The sequence below is a fragment of the Phytohabitans kaempferiae genome, from assembly GCF_042433955.1.
Taxonomy (GTDB): Bacteria; Actinomycetota; Actinomycetes; order Mycobacteriales; family Micromonosporaceae; genus Phytohabitans; species Phytohabitans kaempferiae.
Genome location: NZ_JBHLUH010000012.1, coordinates 242,053 through 255,341 on the forward strand (window position 1 = coordinate 242,053; position 13,289 = coordinate 255,341).

A 13,289-nucleotide genomic window follows, 5' to 3' on the forward strand; every position below is an offset into this window, starting at 1 on the left:
CCGTTCACCCCCTCCTGTCGACCCGAACAAATCTCGAAAACAGAATCCGTGCACGAGCGGCCCACTATGTCGGACCGCTTGTGCGCTCAACCCAACATGCCCGCGGTCGTGCGCGGAGCCGGCGTCAGCGCGTCGCCCACGCGGTCGACGAGCAGTGCCATCTCGTAGCCGACCTGGCCCACGTCGCAGTTGCGCGCGGCCAGTACGGCGAAGGAGGAGCCGTCCGAGATCGACATCAGGAAAAGGAAGCCGTTGTCCATCTCGACCACTGTCTGGAGCACCGCGCCGCCCTCGAAGCACCGCGCCGCCCCCTGTGTCAGGCTGACGAGCCCGGACGCGATCGCCGCGAGCTGGTCTGCCCGGTCGCGCGGGAGATCACGCGACGCTGCGAGCAGCAGACCGTCGGCGGAAACCGCGACCGCGTGCGCGACGCCCGGCACCCGATCGGCGAAATTGGCGAGTAGCCAGCCGAGATCCTGCGTTGTTGTCATCCCTCATGCTCCTTCTGGCCGCTCCCGGCCGCGGGGCCCAAACCGCTCTTGGGGGTCGCCCCCGAGCCCGGCTGGTCGTCCTTGGGGTGCGTGCGACCACGCTGCACCCCTCGGTGGTACGCGGACAGGAGCCCGCGCACCGCCTCTGGTGTACGACGCTGCACCGCAGCGGCGCCCTTGTCCACCCCACCGGGGACGAGCTGGGCCATCGGCACCCGCTTGGGTAGCCCGGCCTGGGTGGTCTCGGCGGCCGGCCGCTCGGCCGCGGCGCTGGCAGCGCGCCAGCCGTCGTCGGCGGCAGTCTGCCAGCCGCCCGTGGGCTCCCGGCGCGCCGCACCGTTGCCGTTGCCGCCGGAGGGTGGCGGCAGGGACGGGCGGGTGGCCGCGGCGGGCACCGGTGTGCTGGTGGCCGCGCTGGCCGTCGGGGCGTCCTGCGGAGCGGGGCTGGCCGGTCGTGCGGCGTCCACGGTGACGTAGTCGCCGTTTGGCGCGGGCGTGCGCGGCTCCTCTGGCGCTGCACGCCGGGTGCGGAACCAGGCCGACTCCAGCTCACGGAAGATCGGCAGTTCCATGGTCTCGTCTGCGAACCGCGGCTTGCCGGCGGCACTGCCCCCCGCCGCGGCGGCGGTGGTCGGACCGGTCAACGCGGGCGGGCCGCTCACCGGCGTGGGCGCCTTGGCATCCGGCTTGGCACCGGGCTCGGAACGCGTGACCTTGGGCAGCTCGGCGGTCATGTCGAGCGCGGCGGCGAGCTTTTCCGGCACCGGCGGTGTGGTGCTCGGACCGGTCTCCGGCGCACTCACCGGTGGCCAGGCCGGGGGCGCCGAGGGGGGCGACCCGGCGGGCATGGGGCGGGGCGGGGAGACCGGCGGAGCCGAGGTGGGCGGTGGCACCTGAGCCTGCGGCGGTATCGGCGGGGCCGAGACGGGCGGCACCGGCGGCGCGGACACCGGCGGCACGGCCGGGAAGCCACCATTGCGCGTCTGGGTCTCCGGGTTTGCCGGGATCTGCCGCGGGATGCTCGGCGCCGGACCGCTGCCGGTCACCTCGCCGTCGACGGTCCAGTGGTCGGTGCCCCGCCGCTGCGGCAGCGGGTCGCTCCCCTGGCCGTTCGCAGGTGTACGCGGGCTGAACCCGCTGCCCGCGCCGTTGCTGGTGCCGTTGCTCGCGGAGGCCGCGCCGGTGAGGTCGGACCAGGCCGGCATGGAACGCTGCGGCGTGCCCGAGGGCGGGGGACCGACCAGGCGACCGCCGTTGAGCGGGGCGGGGTCGAACGGGCGCCCGGGCGGCGCCGAGGTCGGCCCGCTCTCCAGCGCCAGCGGCGCGCCCATCGGGGGCCGCTGGGTCGGCGCGGGCGGTGCGGGCGGCGGCGGGGTGTGCTGCTGTAGCGGTGGCGGCGGAACCTGGAACGGACCCCCGCCCGGCTCGCCGCGCCCGGAGAGCGCCCGCGGCACGAGCACCGCAGTCGGCAGCGTCACGTCGGCAACGGTGCCACGCTCGCTGGCCGGCCGCAGCTCGACCTTGACGTCGTGGCGGGCGGCCAGCCGCGCGACCACGACGAGGCCCATCATCCGGGAGACGGCGACGTCGACCATGGGCGGCGTGGCGAGCCGCTCGTTGAGGTCGTGCAACTGCTCGGGCGTGATGCCGATGCCTCGGTCTTCGACGTACAGCACGGCGCGCTCGCCGACCCGCCGTGCCTCGACCATGACGTGGGAGTCAGGCGGAGAGAAGGCGGTGGCGTTGTCGAACAGCTCGGCGACCAGGTGGACCAGGTCGTTGACCGCGCTGGAGGCGACCTCGATGTCGCGGTCGATCACGCCGAACTCGATCCGCGTGTAGTGCTCGACCTCGGACTGCGCGGCCCGCAGCACGTCGATCAGCGCCGCCGGCTCACGCTGGACGCGCGTGGAGTCGGCACCGGCGAGCACCAGGAGGTTTTCGTCGTTGCGGCGCATCCGCGTGGCCAGGTGGTCGAGCTGGAACAACTCGGCCAGGCGGTCCGGGTCTTCCTCGCCGCGCTCCAGCCGGTCGAGGTGACCGATCAGCCGGTCGACAAGAATCTGCGAGCGGCGGGCAAGGTTGACGAACATGGTCGCGACGGAGGCGCGGAGTGCGGCCTGCTCGGCGGCGGTGCGGACGGCCTCCAGGTGGACGGCGTTGAACGCCTCGGTCACCTGGCCGAACTCGTCTTTGCTCCGCACCGGCAGCGGCTCGGCGATCTGGTTGGCCGCCTGCACCGGCGAGAGCTGGCTGGAGATGGCCGGGTCGCGGAGGCGGGCCACCGCCTGCGGGAGGCCGTACTGCGCGACGGAGAGCGCGCCGTGCCGCAGCTCGCGCAGCGACCGGGCCATCGAGCGGGCGACCGCCCAGGCGAAGAGGATGGCGAGCAGGAGGACGCCGAGCAGCACGCCAGCCTCGATGAGCAGCTGCCGGTACTCTTCGTCACGCAGCGTGGTGGCACGGTCGACGACCACGGAGTCGACGGAAGTCTCCACCTTGCGCACCAGCTCGGCCTTGGCGAGCAGGGCACCATCCCAGCTGGCCGCGTTGAACGGAGCGTCGCGGATGTCGCCGCCGCCGTTGCTCTGCAGGTAGCCGCCGTAGAGCTCGGCCTTGCGCAGGTCGGCACCGGCGACCGTCTGGTCGAAGAACTCGACGTCGCCGCGGGCCGCGACTACCTTGAACGACTGCGCGGCCTGGTTTTGCCCGGTGCGCGTCTCGATGTACTCGTTGCGGAGGCTCGGGGAGAAGTTGCCCTGGATCAGGATCTTGAGGCCGACGATCCGCTCCTGGGAGATGAACTCCTTGTAGCGGGCGAGCGAGGCGGCGGCGCGCATCTCGTCACCCAGCGTGGTGTCGCCGGCGAGCTGGGCGGCCGAGTCACGCACCGAGATGAGGTGCGTGAGCAGGGTCGTGTAGTTGCTGACCGCGTTGCTTAGCTGCAGCCTGCCATTTGTCACCTGGCTGCGGATCGCGGGCAGGTCGCCCAGGCGCCCGTCGATGGTGGTGAGCAGGTCGCGGAGGTTGGCCGGGAGGTCGTCCGTCCCGAGCGCGTTGCGCTCCTGCTGGTACGGACGCTTGGTCGTGTCGACGTCCGCCTGGACGTTCGTGTACGTGTCGCCGGACTTCTGCCTGCCAGCCTGGTCGTTTGGCCGGACGCCGAGCAGCATCGCGGCGGCGGCCCGCTCGTTTTGCAGGTTGTGCACCAGAGCGCCGGAAGCCTCGGAGAGCTGCGAGAGCGTGCGCGCGCGGTCGGCGTCGTTTGCGGTGCCGAGGTGCTCGATGAGCCCGTTGGTGCCGACACCGATCGTCGCCAGCGTCGGCACGATCATGATCAGGCCCAGCTTCGACCAGATCGGAAGATCTCGAAGCCGACCAAGTGGCCGACGGAGACGCGACATGACAGAGTCGGCCGTCTTCGGCTGCTTACTCACGTCACCGCCCTCTCCCAATGTCCCGGTGCCTCGGCCCGTCAACCTGGGCACCGCTCAGCGACCGACCCGGTCGGGTCGAACCTCCGAGATTCCATCACGACCCGTGTCAAAGAGAAAGGCCAGGTTCGCCCTAACCATCCCCGCATCCGGACGAAAGTAGCTATTGATAGCAATGCGTTCATGATCGGTCACTAATTGTGAGCGCACGCGCTGTCCAACTTGTCCTGCTAGTTCTTGGCCGTGATGACTACCTCGCCAAGGATGGCGACGCTGCGGCAGTGCCGACCATTGCCCGACCGGCCAGCGAGAGCAAGGCCGAAGTGCCGGTTTACGCGCTGCGTGCATACCGCCAGATAACCGCTCGGCGCGGCACGGCTGACCGAATCGCCACAGTTGCCTGACGGCCGGCGGCGCCGCATTACAACAACTTCGCGTACGCCGGTTTGATGACTTCGTTGATGATCGCAAGCCGCTCATCAAAGGGGATGAAAGCGCTTTTCATCGCATTGATCGTAAACCACTGCATTTCCGCCCAGCCATACCCGAACGCCTCTACCAGCAACGCCATCTCACGGGACATCGACGTGCCGCTCATGAGGCGGTTGTCGGTGTTGACCGTGACCCGGAAGCGCAGGTCGCGCAGGAGGCCGATCGGATGCTCGGCGATCGACGGAGCCGCGCCGGTCTGCACGTTGGAGGAGGGACACAGCTCCAGCGGGATCCGCTTGTCCCGCACGTACGCCGCGAGCCGCCCCAGCACGCCACCGGTTATGTCGTCGACGATCCGCACGCCGTGGCCCAGCCGGTCGGCGCCGCACCACTGGATCGCCTGCCAGATCGACGGGAGCCCGAACGCCTCGCCGGCGTGGATGGTGAAGTGGAAGTTTTCCCGCTGGAGGTATTCGAACGCGTCGAGGTGTCGCGTGGGCGGGAAGCCGGCCTCCGCGCCCGCGATGTCGAAGCCGACCACCCCGGTGTCCCGGAAGCGCACCGCGAGCTCGGCGATCTCCTGGGAACGGGCGGCGTGGCGCATCGCGGTGAGCAGCGTGCCGATCCGGATCGGGCGCCCCGCCTCGGCCGCCCGCGCCGCGCCCTCGGCGAACCCGGCCAGCACCGCCTCGACCACCTGGTCCAGGCTGAGCCCGCGGGCCAGGTGCTGCTCGGGGGCGAAGCGCACCTCCGCGTACACCACGCCGTCGTCGGCCAGGTCGAGCGCGCACTCGGCGGCGATCCGGTGCAGCGCCCGCTCGGTCTGCATCACCGCGACCGTGTGCTCGAAGGTCGCGATGTAGCGCTCCAGCGAACCCGAGTCGCACGCCGAGACGAACCACTCGGCCAGTTCGCCCGGCTCGGTGGCGGGCAGCGGATGGCCGACCTCGGCCGCCAGCTCGATGATTGTCGCCGGGCGAAGCCCGCCGTCGAGGTGGTCGTGCAAGAGGGCCTTCGGGGCCTTGACGATGTCCTCGTACGCGATTGCGACCATAGGAAAGATTATGGACTCAGACGTTGTCGCACACCTGCGCTGCCCGGTTTGTGGCGAGCCGCTCGCGTCGCCCGGAGGATCCGCGCTGCGCTGCCCGCGCGGGCACAGCTTCGACCTGGCCCGCCAGGGGTACGTCAACCTGACCACCGGCCATGCGCCCCACTCCGGCGACACGGCGCAGATGGTGGCCGCGCGCGCCGACTTCCTGGCCGCCGGGCACTACGACTTCATCTCTTCGGCGCTGGCGCAGGCGGCACGCACGGCGTACCCGGGCGGTCTTGTCCTTGACGCCGGCGCCGGCACGGGCCGGCACCTGGCAGCGGTGCTCGACGCCCTCCCCGGCGCTCCCGGTCTTGCCCTGGACGCCTCGAAGCCGGCGCTGCGCCGGGCGGCGCGCGCCCACCCCCGGGCCGGCGCCGCCCTGTGCGACACGTGGGGGCGGCTGCCGGTGGCGGACGGCGCGGCCGGGGTGGTGCTCGACGTGTTCGCGCCGCGCAACGGCCCGGAGTTTCGCCGTGTGCTGCGGCCGGGCGGCGTGCTGCTGGTGGTCACGCCCGCCCCCGACCACCTCGCCGAACTCGTCGCGCGGCTGGGGCTGCTGCGGGTCGACCCGGACAAGGCCGAACGAGTGGCGGCCAGCCTCGACGGCCACTTCGCCCTGGCCCGGGAGAGCACGCTCACCCGCACGCTGGAACTCAGCCCGCGGGAGGCGGCCGCATTGGTCGCGATGGGGCCGAGCGCGTGGCACACCGCCCCGGGGCTGGCCAGCTCCGATCCCAGGAGCGCAGCGACGAGGGCGGAGCGCGCCGGCCGCCCGTGGCGGCCAGCGAGCGAAGCGAGCGCATCAGGCGCGGCCCCGGTGGAGCTGCCCGGGCCGATCACCGTGACCGCCTCGGTGCGGCTCGGCGTCTACGTGGAGAGGTCTACCTCTTCCCAGCCGGCCGGCGGGTCGTGATACGGCCCCCGGAAGATCACCGCCCACTCGAGCGCCCACCGCCGCTGACCGATCGCGTTGGCGTCGATCTCACCGGGCAGCGGAGCGCCGATCCGCTCCGCCTCGAGGTAGCCCCAGTCGAGGCAGTAGTAGAAGTCGAGCACGGTCGCCGCGTCGAGGGCCGAGCGGGGCGCGGCCAGCGTGCGCGAGCGCCACTCGGCGAACGTCTCACCGGCGGGCAGGTTGGGCAGCAGCTCGATGAGCCGGTCGTCGGCCGGCGCCTCCGGGTCGAGGTGCTTGGAGAGGCCGAGCAGCCAGGCCAGCGCGTAGACCGCGTCGTGGTGCAACACGAACGAGCGATGGTCGCCCCGCCCGCCCATGACGAACTGCCACTCCGGGGGCGTCACCTGGTCGACCAGGCGGGAGCCGAGCAGCCAGCTCATCGCCGCCTGGGGCGGCATGCCGAAGCACCGGGCGAGCACCACGTGCAGGATCGCCGCGCGCGCCTCGATCTCGGCGGTCGGGCGCAGCTCCACCTCGTCGCCCGGCTCCCAGACCAGGGGAAAGTGCGGTGGTGGCTGGGGTAGCCGGAGGCGGCGCATCTCCTCGACGCTGGCCACGCGGACATGCCGCGGGTCAGGAGCCGGAACAGCCACTGGTCTTCGTCCCTGCCAATCGTCGCTGCTGCGCCCCCTGGCCAGGGAGAATAGCTGTTTCGGCCCGGTCGCACCACGCCCCGCACGGACGGGATCGCTCCTACGCGCGAAGAGCGTGGTCGGGGCGTTACGCGACGCGTTCCATGACCAGGGCCCGCCGGCCGGGCGGTGTGTCCGCGACGGTGACCGCGGCGGCGGCCTCCGCCAGCGCCGCGGGGATCCGGCTGGCGTCGTCGGCCCGCAGCTCGAAGAGGGGCTCACCGGCCCGCACCGGGTCGCCCGGCTTCTTGTGCAGTACGACCCCGGCGGCGGCGCTGACCGGGTCTTCCTTGCGCGCCCGTCCGGCGCCCAGGCGCCAGGCCGCCACGCCGATGCCGAGCGCGTCCACTGTGGAGACGTAACCGTCGCGCTCGGCGCGGACCGTCTCGGTCTCTGGCGCGACCGGCAGCGGCGCGGCCGGATCGCCGCCCTGCGCGCTGATCATCGCGCGCCAGGAGTCCATGGCCTTCCCGCTCCTGAGCACCTGCGACGGATCGACCTGGAGCCCTGCGGCGGCGACCATCTCCTCGGCCAGCGCGAGGGTCAGCTCGACCACATCGGACGGTCCGCCGCCGGCGAGCACCTCGACCGACTCCGCCACCTCCACCGCGTTGCCGACCGCCCGCCCGAGCGGGGTGGACATGTCGGTGAGCAGCGCGACCGTCGCCACGCCGTGCGCCTTGCCCAGGTCGACCATCGTGCCGGCCAGCTCGCGCGCGTCCGCCGCCGACTTCATGAACGCTCCGGAGCCGACCTTCACGTCCAGGACCAGCGCGCCCGTACCCTCGGCGATCTTCTTGCTCATGATCGAGCTGGCGATGAGCGGGATCGCCTCGACGGTGGCGGTGACGTCGCGGAGGGCGTACAGCTTGCGGTCGGCCGGCGCGAGCCCCTCCCCGGCGGCACAGACGACCGCGCCCACCTCGCGGAGCTGGGCGACGAACTCCTCGTTGCTCAGCGTCGCCCGCCAGCCCGGGATCGCCTCCAGCTTGTCGAGCGTGCCGCCGGTGTGGCCGAGCCCGCGCCCGGAGAGCTGCGGCACGGCCGCGCCGCAGGCGGCCACGAGCGGCGTGAGCGGCAGCGTGATCTTGTCGCCGACGCCCCCGGTGGAGTGCTTGTCGACGGTCGGGCGGGACACGGCGGACAGGTCGAGCCGCTCGCCGCTGGCGATCATCGCGGCCGTCCACCGGGCGATCTCCGCCGGCGTCATGCCACGCAGCAGGATCGCCATGGCCAGCGCGGACATCTGCTCGTCGGCCACCTCGCCCCGGGTGTACGCGTCGACCACCCAATCGATCTGCGGGTCGGAGAGCGTCCCGCCGTCGCGCTTGGTCCGGATCACGTCAACAGCCGCGAAGCCCGTCATCTACTTCCCATCCGGCGGGTCGCCCTCGCCCACCCAGCGCATCTTGCCCTCTTCGTCGATCAGTACGACCCGCGGTGTGCGGACCCGCCCCCAGGCGATCGCGTCGTCGACGTTGCCCCAGGTGGGCGCCTCCTCCAGGATGCCGGTCTCCTTGCCGTCGGTGCCGGTCGACCGGTCCCAGTACCCCGTCCAGACCCGCTGACCGCTGGCCAGGTCGGGATGTACGAACACGGTGCCCCGCCCGCGCCACCGCAGCAGCCGGCTGGGCACCTTCGGCTCCTTCGACGCGTCGGCCGCGACCAGGTCCTCCGGGCCGAACGCGTACGGCAGCAGCTCCGCCACGCGCAGCGGCCGGGGCACCGCCTCGACCAGGCAGTCCGCGCCACCGTGCTCGTACAGGAGCTGGCGGCACCGCCCGCACGGCATCAGCGGCTCGCCGTCGCCGCCCACGCACGAGACCGCGACCAGCCGCCCTCCACCGCTGGCGTGCAGCGACGAGACCAAACCGCACTCGGCGCAGAGGGTCACGCCGTACGAGGCGTTCTCCACGTTGCAGCCGACCACCACCCGGCCGTCGTCGACCAACCCGGCCACGCCGACCGGAAAGTTCGAGTACGGCGCGTACGCGTTGCGCATGGCTTCGACGGCCGCAGCGCGCAGCCGTTCCCAGTCGATCTCCACGGTTCCTTTGTACTCTCGCTTACCCCTTGATGTACGGCTTGCCGTCGGCCGCGGGGGCACGTACCCGGCCGACAAGCCCGGCCACGGCCTCCCTCACCCCTTGATGTACGGCTTGCCGTCCGCGGCGGGGGCCCGTACCCGGCCGACAAGCCCAGCCACAGCCAAAATCGTCGCCAGGTACGGCAACATCGCCAGGAACTGGCCGGGGATGATGCTGCTGATCGCGCCGAGGTAGACACCCAACTGGTCGGCGAAGCCGAAGAAGAGCGCGGCGAGCAGCGCGCCCGTCGGGCTCCACCGGCCGAAGATGAGCGCGGCGAGCGCGATGAAGCCCTTACCGTTGATCATGTTCTTGGTGAACGAGTAGAGCAGCAGCGTGTAGGACGCGCCGCCGATGCCGGCCACCGCGCCCGCGAGCAGCACGTTGCGGTAGCGCACGGCCAGTACGCGCACGCCCAGCGTGTCGGCCGCCGTGGGGTGCTCGCCGACCGCGCGCGTGCGCAGGCCCCACCTGGTGCGGAAGAGCCCGACGTGGATGACCGCGACGAGGATCAGCGCGAGGTAGAGGAACAGGTTGGTCTGGAAGAGCGCCGGCCCGATCACCGGGATCTCCTTGAGCAGCGGGATCTCCCAGTTGCCGAACTTGGGCGGCTCGTTGTACTTGGCCTGGTCGGTCTGCATCAGCCGCTCGTAGAGGAAGCCGGTGACGCCGAGCACGAGCAGGTTGAGCACGATGCCCATCACGACTTGGTCGACCAGGTACCGGATGGTGAAGACCGCCAGCAGCAGCGAGACGAGCGCCCCGCCGATCGCCGCCGCGATCAGGCCGACCCAGGCGCTCGCCGCCATCGTGCCGACCAGCGCGCCGGCGAAGGCGCCCATCAGCAACTGGCCCTCGATCGCCACGTTGACAACGCCCGAGCGCTCGCAGAGCACACCGGCGAGGGCGCCGAAGATCAGTGGTACGGCCAGCAGGAACGTACCGCGGACGATGTTGACCAGCGGCATGAAGTTTTGCCCGTCCGGCGCGTCGGAGATCTGCCAGCACAGGAAGGAGAGCAGGAAGCCGACGATGCCGAGGCCGAGCAGCCAGGTGAACCACTTTTCGGCCAGCATCGCGAACCCGGCCGCGGTGGCGATCAGCCCGAAGAAGATCGCGCCGACCGTGCCGTTGATCCGCAGCGAGGCGCCCTGCGCGTCGTCGCTCAGCGTGAACCGCACGGTCTGCGAGGTGGCGAGCGCGCCGAAGAGCACGGTGGCCAGCAGGCCGGCGGCGGCGAGCCCGACCCCCACCTTGCGGGCCCGGCTCCAGAAGCCGATCTGGACCGGTGTGACGACCGCCTCGTCCGCGGTGATCGTGGACACTTCGCTCACCAGCCCTTCGCCAGGCTCGTCGACAGGCGCGCGGCGCGGGCGGCGCGCAGCCGGAAGATCGCCTTCACCAGGGCGGGCGCGGCGATGAAGATGACGATCAGCGCCTGTAGCACGGTCACCAGCTCCAGCGAGATGCTCGACACCGACTGCATCGTGTTGCCGCCGGCCCGCAGCGCGCCGAAGAGCAGCGCGGCGAGCGCGACGCCCCAGGGTTTGACCCGGCCGAGCAGTGCGACCAGGATGCCGTCGAAGCCGATCTGTGCCACGACCAGCGGGGTCAGCGCGTTGGCTGTCGAGCCGATCACCATGTTGGCCCCGCCGAGCCCGGCCAGGCCGCCGGCGATCACCATGACCGCGACGTACGTGGCGGTGACGCTGATGCCCGCCGTACGGGAGGCGTCCGGGTTGTTGCCCACCGCCCGCAGCTCGAAGCCGAGCGTCGACCGGTTGAGCAACCAGGCCACGCCCCAGGTGGCCGCCACCGCGAGCAGGATGCCGAGGTGTACCCGCAGGTTGTCGCCGAGCAGCCGGGGCAGCTGGGCGGAGGAGTCGACCGGCCTGCTGATCGCGTCGGTGCGGTCGGGGTTTTGCACGCCCTTCTGGATGATGATCCAGGTCAGGAAGTAGAGCGCGATGTAGTTGAGCATGATCGTGTTGATCACCTCGTGGGCGCCGGTGCGCGCCTTGAGGAAGCCCGGGATGAAGCCCCACAGCGCGCCGCCCAACCCGCCCGCGAGCAGCGCCACGATCAGGTGCAGCACCGGCGGGAGCGGGAGCAGGAAGCCGGCCAGCGCCGCCATGATCACGCCGATGATCGCCTGGCCCTGCGCACCGATGTTGAAGAGGCCGCCACGGAAGGCCAGCGCCACCGAGAGGCCGGTGAAGACCAGAGGCGTCGTGTAGGTCAGCGTCTCCGAGATCGGCCCGAAGACCCGCTCCCAGCTCCCTTCACCGCTGACCCAGGCGCGTACCGCCGCGGGGTCGACGATCGCGCCCTTGAAGAGGCTCGCGTACGCGCGGCTGACCACATCCCAGCTCGCCTCCAGCGCATCCTGAGGGCGGGCGGTGAAGTAGCCGTACGCGGTGAGCACGTCGGGGTCGGAGACGATGATCAGGATGCCGCCGATGACCAGCGCCAGCACCACAGCCAGGATCGTGACGGTGAGGGTGTTGGCCGCCCAGAGGCCGTGCAGGAACGCCTGCGCGAAGGATTCCCGCCGAGGCTCGGCCGGCGCCTTCTCCTGCGTCATGCGGCCGTCTCCTCACCATGCACGCCCGCCATGAGCAGGCCGATATCCTCGCGTGGGGTGTCGGGCGAGACGATAGCCAGGATCCGTCCCCGGTACATGACCGCGACCCGGTCGGCGAGCCCGATCACCTCGTCCAGCTCGCTCGACACCAGGAGTACGGCGGTGTCGACGTCGCGCTCGTGCACGATGCGGCTGTGGATGAACTCGATCGAGCCGACGTCGACGCCCCGTGTGGGCTGGGCGGCGATGAAGAGCTTGAGCGGGCGGGACATCTCCCGCGCCACGATGACCTTCTGCTGGTTGCCGCCGGAGAGCGTGCCGACCGACGCGTCCGCCGAGGGCGTACGCACGTCGAACTGCTCGATCCGTTCCCTGGCCGAGTCGGCGATCGCATCCGGCCGGAGTACGCCACGGAAGCCGAACGGCGGCCGGTCGTAGATGTCCAGCACCAGGTTTTCCGCGACCGTGAACTCCTTGACCAGCCCGTCGACGCTGCGGTCTTCGGGGACGTAGCCGACGCCGGCGCGGAGCACCTTCTTCGTCGGCCAGCCCTCGATCCGCCGCCCGTCGAGCGTGACGCTGCCGGCGAGCACCGGGCGCAGCCCCATGATCGCCTCGATCAGCTCGGTCTGGCCGTTGCCCTGCACGCCCGCGATGCCCAGCACCTCGCCGGCGCGCACCTCGAGGTCGACGCCGGAGACCGCCTGGTGGCCGCGCTCGTCGTTGACGACCAGCCCTTCCACCCGCAGCATCGGCTCGCCCGGCTCCTTGGGAAGTTTGGTCACGGTGAGGTTTACGTTGCGACCCACCATCAGCGCCGCGAGCTCGTCGCGGCTGGTGTCGGGCGTCGCGGTGCCCACGGTGCGCCCGCGCCGGATCACGGTGATGCGGTCGGCGATGGCCTTCACCTCGCCCAGCTTGTGGGTGATGAAGACGATCGACTTGCCGGACTCCTTGAGCGACCGCATGACAGCGAGCAGTTCGTCGGTCTCCTGCGGGGTCAGCACCGCGGTCGGCTCGTCCAGGATGAGCAGGTCGACCTCGCGAGTCAGCGCCTTGATGATCTCGACCCGCTGCTGGATGCCGACCGGCAGGTCTTCGATCACCGCGTCCGGGTCGACCCGCAGGCCGTATCGCGTGGAGACCTCCTCCACCTCGCGGCGCGCGCGGCGGCGGTCGAGGAAGCCGGCGAGCCCGCCGCGCACCTTCTCCGCGCCCAGCATCACGTTTTCCGCGACGGTGAAGACCGGCACCAGCATGAAGTGCTGGTGGACCATGCCGATGCCCACGTTGATCGCGTCGCGGGGGCTGCGGATCTGCACCGGCTCGTCGTCGACCAGGATCTCGCCCTCGTCCGGCTGGAGCAGCCCGTAGAGAACGTTCATCAGCGTCGACTTGCCGGCGCCGTTTTCGCCCAGGAGGGCGTGGATCTCCCCGGGCTCGACCGTCAGGTCGATGTGATCGTTTGCGACCAGGTCACCGAACCGCTTGGTGATGCCGCGCAGCTCGAGTTTCAGCGGGACCTCCGATGGGTGACAGGGCGTCCCCCGTGTGGGGGACGCCCTGTTCACGAAAGGA

The 13,289-nt window shown here is 71.3% G+C and carries 10 protein-coding genes; 1 reads left to right on the forward strand and 9 read right to left on the reverse strand.

What is annotated here, in order from left to right; genetic code table 11:
- Positions 1–86: 86 nt before the first annotated feature.
- From ACFFIA_RS10760 to ACFFIA_RS10770, 3 genes are all read right to left on the reverse strand, one after another.
- Positions 87–491: a roadblock/LC7 domain-containing protein gene (locus ACFFIA_RS10760; RefSeq protein WP_377249314.1), complete on the reverse strand. Its 405-nt coding sequence runs from the start codon at positions 489–491 to the stop codon at positions 87–89.
- Positions 488–3,928 carry a sensor histidine kinase gene (locus tag ACFFIA_RS10765; RefSeq protein ID WP_377249316.1) on the reverse strand — a complete coding sequence of 1,147 codons (3,441 nt, stop codon included), beginning with the start codon at positions 3,926–3,928 and terminating at the stop codon, positions 488–490. The genes ACFFIA_RS10760 and ACFFIA_RS10765 overlap by 4 nt, the downstream gene beginning before the upstream one ends.
- 418 nt (positions 3,929–4,346) lie before the next feature.
- Complete coding sequence (locus ACFFIA_RS10770) at positions 4,347–5,411, reverse strand: adenosine deaminase (RefSeq protein ID WP_377249318.1); 1,065 nt, start codon at positions 5,409–5,411, stop codon at positions 4,347–4,349.
- A 10-nt stretch (positions 5,412–5,421) separates the two neighbouring features.
- Between ACFFIA_RS10770 and ACFFIA_RS10775 the strand changes: the two genes are divergently transcribed.
- Positions 5,422–6,366 (forward strand): putative RNA methyltransferase, encoded by a 945-nt coding sequence (locus ACFFIA_RS10775; RefSeq protein WP_377249320.1) that lies wholly within the window; start codon positions 5,422–5,424, stop codon positions 6,364–6,366.
- Here the strand turns inward: ACFFIA_RS10775 and ACFFIA_RS10780 are convergent.
- From ACFFIA_RS10780 to ACFFIA_RS10805, 6 genes are all read right to left on the reverse strand, one after another.
- Entirely contained in the window at positions 6,321–6,947 is a 627-nt protein-coding gene (locus ACFFIA_RS10780) for a DUF4272 domain-containing protein (protein ID WP_377249737.1), read from the reverse strand. The two genes, ACFFIA_RS10775 and ACFFIA_RS10780, sit on opposite strands and share 46 nt — an antisense overlap.
- 181 nt (positions 6,948–7,128) lie before the next feature.
- Positions 7,129–8,406, reverse strand: a complete 1,278-nt coding sequence (locus ACFFIA_RS10785; protein WP_377249322.1) for a thymidine phosphorylase — start codon at positions 8,404–8,406, stop codon at positions 7,129–7,131.
- Positions 8,407–9,087: a cytidine deaminase gene (locus ACFFIA_RS10790; protein ID WP_377249324.1), complete on the reverse strand. Its 681-nt coding sequence runs from the start codon at positions 9,085–9,087 to the stop codon at positions 8,407–8,409.
- A gap of 93 nt (positions 9,088–9,180) precedes the next feature.
- Positions 9,181–10,452: an ABC transporter permease gene (locus tag ACFFIA_RS10795; RefSeq protein WP_377249739.1), complete on the reverse strand. Its 1,272-nt coding sequence runs from the start codon at positions 10,450–10,452 to the stop codon at positions 9,181–9,183.
- Between the two features lie 5 nt (positions 10,453–10,457).
- A complete protein-coding gene (locus tag ACFFIA_RS10800; RefSeq protein WP_377249326.1) occupies positions 10,458–11,711 on the reverse strand; it encodes an ABC transporter permease in 1,254 nt (417 codons plus the stop codon).
- Complete coding sequence (locus ACFFIA_RS10805; RefSeq protein ID WP_377249328.1) at positions 11,708–13,282, reverse strand: ABC transporter ATP-binding protein; 1,575 nt, start codon at positions 13,280–13,282, stop codon at positions 11,708–11,710. The genes ACFFIA_RS10800 and ACFFIA_RS10805 overlap by 4 nt, the downstream gene beginning before the upstream one ends.
- Between the last annotated feature and the right edge of the window lie 7 nt (positions 13,283–13,289).

What these genes read in the sequence shown, in the direction of transcription:
- ACFFIA_RS10760 (WP_377249314.1), bottom strand. Translation starts at nt 491, where the DNA reads ATGACAACAACGCAGGATCTCGGCTGGCTACTCGCCAATTTCGCCGAT.
- ACFFIA_RS10770 (WP_377249318.1), bottom strand. Translation starts at nt 5,411, where the DNA reads ATGGTCGCAATCGCGTACGAGGACATCGTCAAGGCCCCGAAGGCCCTC.
- ACFFIA_RS10775 (WP_377249320.1), top strand. Translation starts at nt 5,422, where the DNA reads ATGGACTCAGACGTTGTCGCACACCTGCGCTGCCCGGTTTGTGGCGAG.
- ACFFIA_RS10780 (WP_377249737.1), bottom strand. Translation starts at nt 6,947, where the DNA reads ATGCGCCGCCTCCGGCTACCCCAGCCACCACCGCACTTTCCCCTGGTC.
- ACFFIA_RS10785 (WP_377249322.1), bottom strand. Translation starts at nt 8,406, where the DNA reads ATGACGGGCTTCGCGGCTGTTGACGTGATCCGGACCAAGCGCGACGGC.
- ACFFIA_RS10800 (WP_377249326.1), bottom strand. Translation starts at nt 11,711, where the DNA reads ATGACGCAGGAGAAGGCGCCGGCCGAGCCTCGGCGGGAATCCTTCGCG.